Below are 8107 nucleotides of genomic sequence, written 5' to 3' on the forward strand. Positions count from 1 at the left end.
TCAGGTCCACGACGGAGTGACGGGAGGGAGGGGAAGGGTGAGGAGACGGCGGCATCGAGGGGAGGGGACCCGGGAGGAGGAAGGGCCGAGGGGACAAAGGGCCGAGGGCTGGAAAGAGGGAGGAGGGAGGGCAGAAGGTCGGGCACCAAGGCGGGCAGGCGCGACGGCGGGTGGGAGACCGGGGCGCGTGAACGCGTCAGCCGGAGCCCAGGCACACGAACGGGCGGCGCAGCGGGTCCACGGCCACCGCGTCCGCCAGCGCCACCGCGGGTGACGCGCCGCCCGACAGGTTGCGGTGGAAGTCGGCCATCGCCGCCGCCGACGGCTGGTCCCCCACCTTGCTGGACGCGGCGATCACCGTGCGCGCCCCGCTGGCCAGCAGCGCCCCCGCGAACCCCAGGGGCTCGTCACCGGGCCGCACGCGGTTGAGCGCCAGCTCGCACGCCGCCAGCACCACCTGGTGCGGCGGGCGGCGCACGCGGCCGACCTCGTGCGCGAACAGCGCGCCGTCCACCAGTTCCAGCCGCGAGAACAGCGCGTTCTCCGGCTCGTGCTCGCCGTGCGCGGCGATGTGCGCGAGCCGGATGCCGTCGAGCGCGTCCAGCACCGCGCCGACCTTCGCCTCGGCGACGCCGAGCAGCTCGGCGTCGCCGTGGTAGCTCGCGAGCAGGTCGATCTCGCCCTGCGCGGCCTGGAGGCCGGGGCCGCGCACCAGCAGCACCCCGCCCGCGGGCGGCCGGTCCTCGCGCGTGGCCGACACCCAGGCGGTCGCCGACGGCACGGCCGCGGTGGGGCGGTTGGCGCACGTGGGCAGCACGCCCCACGGCACCGCGTAGAGCGCGCCGGTGGGCACGACGACCAGTTCGCGGTCGCCGAGCATCGGGGCCAGGGGGCGCAGCAGCGCCTGGTCGAGCTTCTCCGCCTCGCGCCGCGCGGACGCCGAGATGACCTGGACCAGCGGGGCCGGGAGGTGGTCGGGCGCGAGGGCGTTGAGGTCGGCGTGCAGGCGGCGCGCGCCCTCGGTGGCCGCGGCGGCGGAGCCGAGGCGCACCAGCCGCACCCGGTCGTCGACCAGCACCACGGCGGTCAGCTCGTCGCCCGCGGTGGCGTAGCTGACCATGGCGCGCCCGGCCAGGCGGGGCAGCACCTCCGCGGCCGTGACGACCGGGCGGGGCGTGCCCCACGGTGTGGCGCTCCAGTCGAGCTGGTTGGCGGCGCGCCTGCCCGCCTTGAGCAGCGCCTCCAGCCGCTCGGTCGGCAGGCCGTCCAGGCGGGCGCGCAGCAGGGCGCGGCTCAGCCGCCGCACCTCGGCGATCCGCTCGCCCAGCTCGGAGTCGGTGGTGGACTCGACCGGGTCGTACCGGTAGAGCTGGGCGCGGGTGCGCTCCAGCCAGGTGAACAGGCGCCTGGCGTTGGCGGTGGAGTCGCCGCCGGCGAGCACCAGGCACACGGCCAGCTCGCCCAGTTCGCGGCCGTGCACGGCGGTGCCGGACACGAGTTCGAGCCCGCCCAGCCGGTCGCGCACCCGGCCCAGCTCGGCGAGCCCGGCCTTGGCCTGCGCCAGCGCGACCCGCGGGTTGCCGCGGGCGAGGGCGAGTTCGGCGCGGCACAGCCGCAGCAGCATCCGGTGGTCGATCGGCGTGATCCGGCGGGTCTTCGGCACGCCGCGGAGCAGTTCCTCCGCGCGGTCGGGCGCGCCGCGGCGGATCTCCACGCGGGCGGCCAGCACCAGCGCGAACGCGGCCTGGTCGGCCAGTTTCAGCGCGGCCAGCTCGGCGGACAGGGCGACCGCCCGCGCCACCACCGCGGCGGAGGGCCGCCGCGACTCCAGCGCCCGCGACACGTCCACGCGCAGCGCGATCAGGCCCGCCACCGCCGCCCACGCCGGGCTGCCGCGCCGCAGCAGCTTGCGCTGGGCCGCGCACGCCGTCCGCTTGGCCAGCACGAGGTCGCCGTCCTGGAGGGCCGCGGCGGCGCGGAACAGCTCGGCCTCGGCGACGTCCTGCCCGATGCGCTGGCGGCGCAGCTCCGGCAGCACCTCGTCGAGCAGCCGGCCCGCCTCGTCGGCGAGGCCGACGCTGATCATGGCCTCGGCCTGGTCGATGCGCAGGCGCAGCAGCAGGCCGGGTTCCAGCTCCTGGAAGGCGCGGCCGGCCTCCTCGTAGTGGCGCAGGGCGGCGGGGATGTCGCCGGCGCGCTGCACGACGTTGCCCAGGGCGTGCTTGGCGATGGCCGCGCGCATCGGCAGGTCGTGGGTGCGGGCGAGGGCCACGGCGCGGTCGAGGTCGCGGACCGCCTTGTCGACGCGGTGCGCCTCGCCGTGCGCGTTGCCGCGGTTGGACAGCGCGAGCGCGAGCAGGTCGACGGCCTCGGTGTCGGGGTCGGCGCGCCGCGCGAGGCTCCGCTCGCTGCGCTCGACCTCCAGGTCGAGCTGGGCGATGCCCTCGTCGACCCGGCCCACGCGGCACAGCAGGGCGGCGCGGTTGAGGTTGACCTTGGTGGACAGCCCGCTCCGCAGCGCCTCGTCGCGCAGGCCGGCCAGTTCCTGGTCCACGCCCGCGAGCTGGGTCAGGCCGTCGTCGACGTTGCCGGTCTCGGCCAGGCAGAACGCGAGGGTGTTCAGCAGCCGGATGCGGACTTCGAGGCGTTCCTGCGGGTCGATGCCGGGGACTTCCAGCAGGGCCAGGCCCCGGCGCATCCACCGGATGGCGGAGGGGTGGCGGTCCGCGGTCGCGGCGTCCAGCGCGGCGCGGTGCAGCGAGCGGGCGGCCGCGACGGCTCTGTCGGGGTCGTCGGAATCGCGCTTCCCGCTTCTTCCGCTCTCGGATGAATGCGCAGGCACGTTCATATGAGATCACACAGAGCAAGCGGGCGCCCCCGGCTGACCGGGGGCGCCCGCCGCGCCTTCACCGAGGCGTCACTTGACGGTGGTGGCCGCCGCCGGTTCGTCGGTGGTCGGCTTGTACGGGCCGCCGTTGGTCTCGACCGGGTCGCCGGTGGGCTTGTAGGGCCCGCCCATCGGGGTGACCACGGGGTCGCCGGTCGGCTTGTAGGGCCCGCCGGTCGGGAGGACGACGGGGTCCTCGTCCGGCAGCCGCGGGTCGAGGTCGTCGACGACGGGCGCCGGCGGCAACTCCTCCTCGACGACCGCGTCGATGATCTCGTCCTCGATCGCGTCCTCGATGGCGTTGATCTCGGCGATGAGCTTGGGATCGGTACCAGACATGACGTTGTCCTCCCCTGCAACGGCCCCTCGGGACGGGGCACCGGCGGCGGATGTCCGGCGGTCCTCCCCGACCGGCCGAACGGGCCCAAGCCTGACACAGACGGACGCAGCCGGGAGGAAAAACTTCACCGAGAGCGACAAAGTTAGTGATCAAGCCCACGTCTGACCAGCAGCGGAAACCAAGTTCCGCAAGCGTTACCACTCTAACGGTGTAATGCGTTAACAGAATGCAGTGGTGCTGAAGCCGCAATACGGGTACTCCGGCCGGCCCACGCGGCCTGGAATCCCGCCGCCCGCGGGCCGGGGTCCCAAGGGGCCCGGCCGGGGACGCGGAGGGGGCGGGACCCGGTCGGGTCCCGCCCCCTCCGCGCACCGCTCACGAGGCGCCGCTCACGAGCAGCGCGCGATGACCAGCTCCCGCACGCGCTTGGCGTCCGCCTGGCCCTTCGTCGCCTTCATCACCGCGCCGACGATCGCGCCCGCCGCCGCGACCTTGCCGTCGCGGATCTTGGCGGCCACGTCCGGCTGCGCGGCCAGCGCCTCGTCCACCGCCTTCTCCAGCGCCGAGTCGTCCGAGACCACCTTCAGGCCGCGGGCCTCGACCACGGCCTCCGGCTCGCCCTCGCCGTCGAGCACCGCGTTGACGACCTCGCGGGCGAGCTTGTTGGTCAGCTCACCGGAGTTCACCAGGGCCACCACCCGCGCCACCTGCGCCGGGGTGATCGCCAGCCCGACCAGCTCCACGCCGCGGTTGTTGGCCTGCTGCGGCAGGTAGGACACCCACCACGACCGGGCCTCGACCGGGGTCGCACCCGCCGCGACGGTCGCCGCCACCAGGTCCAGCGCGCCGGTGTTGACCAGGTCGCGCAGCTCGGCGTCGGTCAGGCCCCACTCCTGCTGCACGCGCCTGCGCAGCTCCCACGGCAGCTCGGGCAGCGTGCCGCGCAGCTCCTCGACCCACTCCCGCGACGGCGCGATCGGCACCAGGTCGGGCTCCGGGAAGTACCGGTAGTCCTCGGCCGTCTCCTTGGTGCGACCGGACGACGTGCCGCCGGTCGACTCGTCGAAGTGGCGGGTCTCCTGGGTGATCGAGCCGCCGGCCGCCAGCACCGCCGCCTGCCGCGTCATCTCGAACCGCACGGCCCGCTCGACGCTGCGCAGCGAGTTCACGTTCTTCGTCTCGGTGCGGGTGCCGAACTCCGACGCGTCCTTCGCCATCAGCGACACGTTCGCGTCGCACCGCAGCGAACCCTGGTCCATCCGCACGTCCGACACGTCCAGCGCCTTGAGCAGGTCGCGCAGCGCGCTCACGTACGCCCGCGCCACCTCCGGCGCGCGCTCGCCCGTGCCGGTGATCGGCTTGGTGACGATCTCGATCAGCGGCACGCCCGCCCGGTTGTAGTCCAGCAGCGAGTGCTCGGCGCCGTGGATGCGGCCCGTCGCGCCGCCGACGTGCAGCGACTTGCCGGTGTCCTCCTCCATGTGCGCGCGCTCGATGTCGACCCGCACGACCTCGCCGTCGTCCAGCACCACGTCGAGCCAGCCGTTGAAGGCGATCGGCTCGTCGTACTGCGAGGTCTGGAAGTTCTTCGGCATGTCCGGGTAGAAGTAGTTCTTCCGGGCGAACCGGCACCACTCGGCGATCTCGCAGTTCAGCGCCAGGCCGATGCGGATCGCCGACTCCACCGCCTTGCCGTTGACCACCGGCAGCGAACCCGGCATGCCCAGGCACGTCGGGCACACGTGGGTGTTCGGCTCGCCGCCGAACAGGTTCGCGCACCCGCAGAACATCTTGGTGTTGGTGTGCAGCTCGACGTGCACCTCCAGCCCCAGCACCGGGTCGAAGCGCTCGATGACCTCGGCGTAGTCCATCAGCTCGTCCACCGACGTCATGCCTTCCCGCCCTTCCGCAGATCCCGCGCGGCCAGCGCCGCGCCCGTGATCGCCACCAGGATGCTCGCCGCCGCGTTGGCCAGGGCCAGCTTGTCGTTCTTGCCGCGGGCGGACTTCAACGTGGAGAACGCGCTGGTGGCCGCGCCCGCGGCGCCGACCAGCGACAGGACCGTCCGCGCCCTCTTCATCGCGCGCCCGCCGGTTCCGGCGCGCCCAGGATCAGCGGCGAACCGGCCGCCGCGTCCCGGGCCACCTCGTAGGCCGCCGCCACCCGGTACATGCGGTGGTCCTGGAGCGCCGGCGCCATGATCTGGAGGCCGACCGGCAGCCCGTCCTCGTCGGACAGTCCACTCGGGACGCTCATGGCGGCGTTGCCGGCCAGGTTGGCGGGGATCGTGCACAGGTCCGCCTTGTACATGGCCATCGGGTCGCCGGTGCGCTCGCCGATCCGGAACGCCGTGGTCGGCGTGGTCGGCGAGACCAGCACGTCCACCGTGGCGAACGCCTGGTCGAACTCGCGCGAGATCAGCGTCCGCACCTTCTGCGCCGACCCGTAGTAGGCGTCGTAGTAGCCCGACGACAGCGCGTAGGTGCCGATCATGATGCGCCGCTTCACCTCGGGCCCGAAGCCCGCCTCGCGGGTCAGCGACATGACCTCCTCGGCGCTGCGCGTGCCGTCGTCGCCGACGCGCAGGCCGTAGCGCATGGCGTCGAAGCGGGCCAGGTTCGAGGACGCCTCGCTGGGCGCGATCAGGTAGTAGGCGGGCAGCGCGTAGTCGAAGCTCGGGCAGGAGACCTCGACGACCTCCGCGCCGAGCTGCTTGAGCTGGGCCACGGCCGCCTCGAAGCTGCGCAGCACGCCCGGCTGGTAGCCCTCGCCGCTGAACTGCGTGACCACGCCGACGCGCACGCCCGACAGGTCGCCGTTCGCGCCCTCGCGGGCGGCCGCGACGACCGGCGGCACCGGCGCGTCGACCGAGGTCGAGTCCAGCGGGTCGTGACCGGCGATGACCTCGTGCAGCAGGGCCGCGTCCAGCACCGTCCGCGCGCACGGCCCCGCCTGGTCCAGCGAGGAGGAGAACGCGACCAGGCCGTACCGGGAGACGCCGCCGTAGGTGGGCTTCACGCCGACCGTGCCGGTGACCGAGCCGGGCTGGCGGATCGAGCCGCCGGTGTCCGTGCCGATCGCCAGCGGGGCCTCGAACGCGGCGAGCGAGGCGGACGAGCCGCCGCCGGAGCCGCCCGGGACGCGGTCGGTGTCCCACGGGTTGCGGGTCGGGCCGTAGGCCGAGTTCTCGGTCGACGAGCCCATCGCGAACTCGTCCATGTTCGTCTTGCCGAGGATCACGATGCCCGCCTCCTTGAGGCGGCGGGTGACCGTGGCGTCGTAGGGCGGACGCCAGCCTTCGAGGATCTTCGAGCCGCACGTGGTGGGCACGCCCTCGGTGGCGAACACGTCCTTCAGGGCCAGCGGCACGCCGGCCAGCGGGCCGACCTCGACGCCGGCGGCGACGTCGTCGTCCACCTTCTTCGCGGCGGCCAGCGCGCCCTCGGCGTCGACGTGCAGGAACGCGTGCACCGCGCCGTCGACCTCGCCGATCCGGTCGAGGTGGGCCCGCGCGACCTCGACCGCGGAGACCTCGCGGCCCGCGATCTTGGCCGCCAGCTCGGCGGCGGTGCTGCGGATCAAGTCGCTCATGCTTCCTCACCCAGGATGCGGGGGACGCGGAAGCGGCCTTCCTCGGCCGCGGGGGCGCCCGCCAGCACCTGCTGCTGACCGAGGCTGGGACGCACCACGTCCTCGCGGAACACGTTGGTCAGCGGAACGGCGTGCGAAGTGGGCGGGATGTCCGCGGTGGCGATGTCGCCCACCGTGGCCACCGACTGGAGGATCACGTCCAACTGGCCGGCGAACAGGTCCAGCTCGTCGTCGGTGACGGCGAGCCTCGCCAGTCGGGCCAGGTGCGCGACCTCGTCGCGGGAGATGCTGGGCACCTCGTCAACCCCCGGGGGTCTGGTTTTCTCGGATTTTGGACCTGCCGAGTCTATTGGCTGGTCAGGGCGGCCTCGTACCGGGTTGCCCGCGCTCGCGCGCGTGGGGGCGCGATTTTACCGGTGCGCAACGCCCCTGGTGGGTCGGAAAGCGAAGCTGCGTCTGCGAGAATCAGCGGCCGGCAAGTCCGTTCCAGCCTGGAGGCGTGCACCGTGTCCTTCCTGATCCGGGTCCAACTCCCGGACCGTCCCGGCACCCTGGGAGCCGTCGCCTCCGCGCTCGGCGAGATCGGGGCCGACATACTCAGCGTGGACGTGGTGGAGCGCGGCGCGGGGCTGGCCATCGACGACCTGGTGGTCGAGCTGCCGTCCGGCAGGCTGCCGGACGTGCTCATCACGGCGGCGGAGTCCATCGAGGGCGTCGAGGTGGACGCGGTGCGGCCGTACGCGGGTGTGCTGGACACCCACCGCGAGCTGGAGCTGGTCGAGGAGGTCGCGGAGGAGCCCGCGCACGGGCTGGCGGTGTTCACCGAGGGCGTGCCGAAGATCATCCGGGCGGGGTGGGCCGTGGTGGTGTCGTGGGACGGCGCGGCGCTGCGCCTGCTGACCGCGTCGTCCGCCGCGCCGGAGGCGGGCCTGCCGTCGCCGCCGTGGCTGCCGCTGGCGCGGGCGACCGTGCTCGACGGCGACGAGGACTGGGTGCCGGAGACCTGGCGCGAGCTGGGGACGGAGCTGGCCGCCACGCCGCTGGGCAAGCCGGACCGGGTGCTGCTGGTGGGGCGGCCCGGGGGGCCGATGTTCCGGGCGGCGGAGGTGGCGCGGTTGGCGCACCTGGCCGGGATCGTGTCGGTGGTGCTGCCGGACTAGGGCCGGTTCGCCGGGGGCGCCGGTTCGTCGAGGGCGCCGGTTCGTCGAGGGCGCCGGTTCGTCGAGGGCGCCGGTTCGTCGAGGGCGCCGGTTCGTCGAGGGCGCCGGTTCGTCGAGGGCGCCGGTTCG

Annotated in this window: 7 protein-coding genes; 1 reads left to right on the forward strand and 6 read right to left on the reverse strand. The window is 74.0% G+C overall.

The features are described from left to right. Nucleotides 1-196 precede the first annotated feature (196 nt). The 6 genes from ABD223_RS07985 to gatC form a co-directional block, all read right to left on the reverse strand. Entirely contained in the window at nt 197-2842 is a 2646-nt protein-coding gene (locus ABD223_RS07985) for a CHAT domain-containing protein (RefSeq protein ID WP_344035289.1), read from the reverse strand. A gap of 75 nt (nt 2843-2917) precedes the next feature. Further along, the gene (locus ABD223_RS07990) at nt 2918-3226 is read right to left on the reverse strand and encodes a hypothetical protein (RefSeq protein WP_344035290.1); all 309 of its coding nucleotides are present in this window, start codon (nt 3224-3226) and stop codon (nt 2918-2920) included. Between the two features lie 390 nt (nt 3227-3616). Further along, on the reverse strand, nt 3617-5119 hold the full coding sequence (gene gatB, locus ABD223_RS07995; RefSeq protein WP_344035291.1) for an Asp-tRNA(Asn)/Glu-tRNA(Gln) amidotransferase subunit GatB: 1503 nt from the start codon (nt 5117-5119) through the stop codon (nt 3617-3619). Then, nucleotides 5116-5307, reverse strand: a complete 192-nt coding sequence (locus ABD223_RS08000; protein ID WP_344035292.1) for a hypothetical protein — start codon at nt 5305-5307, stop codon at nt 5116-5118. The genes gatB and ABD223_RS08000 overlap by 4 nt, the downstream gene beginning before the upstream one ends. Continuing rightward, nucleotides 5304-6818, reverse strand: a complete 1515-nt coding sequence (gene gatA, locus ABD223_RS08005) for an Asp-tRNA(Asn)/Glu-tRNA(Gln) amidotransferase subunit GatA (protein ID WP_344035293.1) — start codon at nt 6816-6818, stop codon at nt 5304-5306. The genes ABD223_RS08000 and gatA overlap by 4 nt, the downstream gene beginning before the upstream one ends. Next, the gene (gene gatC / locus ABD223_RS08010; RefSeq protein WP_344035294.1) at nt 6815-7114 is read right to left on the reverse strand and encodes an Asp-tRNA(Asn)/Glu-tRNA(Gln) amidotransferase subunit GatC; all 300 of its coding nucleotides are present in this window, start codon (nt 7112-7114) and stop codon (nt 6815-6817) included. The genes gatA and gatC overlap by 4 nt, the downstream gene beginning before the upstream one ends. 210 nt (nt 7115-7324) lie before the next feature. Between gatC and ABD223_RS08015 the strand changes: the two genes are divergently transcribed. After that, nucleotides 7325-7978 carry an ACT domain-containing protein gene (locus tag ABD223_RS08015; RefSeq protein WP_344035295.1) on the forward strand — a complete coding sequence of 218 codons (654 nt, stop codon included), beginning with the start codon at nt 7325-7327 and terminating at the stop codon, nt 7976-7978. The last annotated feature ends 129 nt before the right edge of the window (nt 7979-8107 follow it).

Source organism: Saccharothrix xinjiangensis (assembly GCF_039527585.1).
In the GTDB taxonomy this organism is placed as follows: Bacteria; Actinomycetota; Actinomycetes; order Mycobacteriales; family Pseudonocardiaceae; genus Actinosynnema; species Actinosynnema xinjiangensis.

Coding starts and splice junctions, on each gene's coding strand:
- ABD223_RS07990 (WP_344035290.1), bottom strand. CDS start 3,226: ATGTCTGGTACCGATCCCAAGCTCATCGCCGAGATCAACGCCATCGAG.
- gatB (WP_344035291.1), bottom strand. CDS start 5,119: ATGACGTCGGTGGACGAGCTGATGGACTACGCCGAGGTCATCGAGCGC.
- ABD223_RS08000 (WP_344035292.1), bottom strand. CDS start 5,307: ATGAAGAGGGCGCGGACGGTCCTGTCGCTGGTCGGCGCCGCGGGCGCG.
- gatA (WP_344035293.1), bottom strand. CDS start 6,818: ATGAGCGACTTGATCCGCAGCACCGCCGCCGAGCTGGCGGCCAAGATC.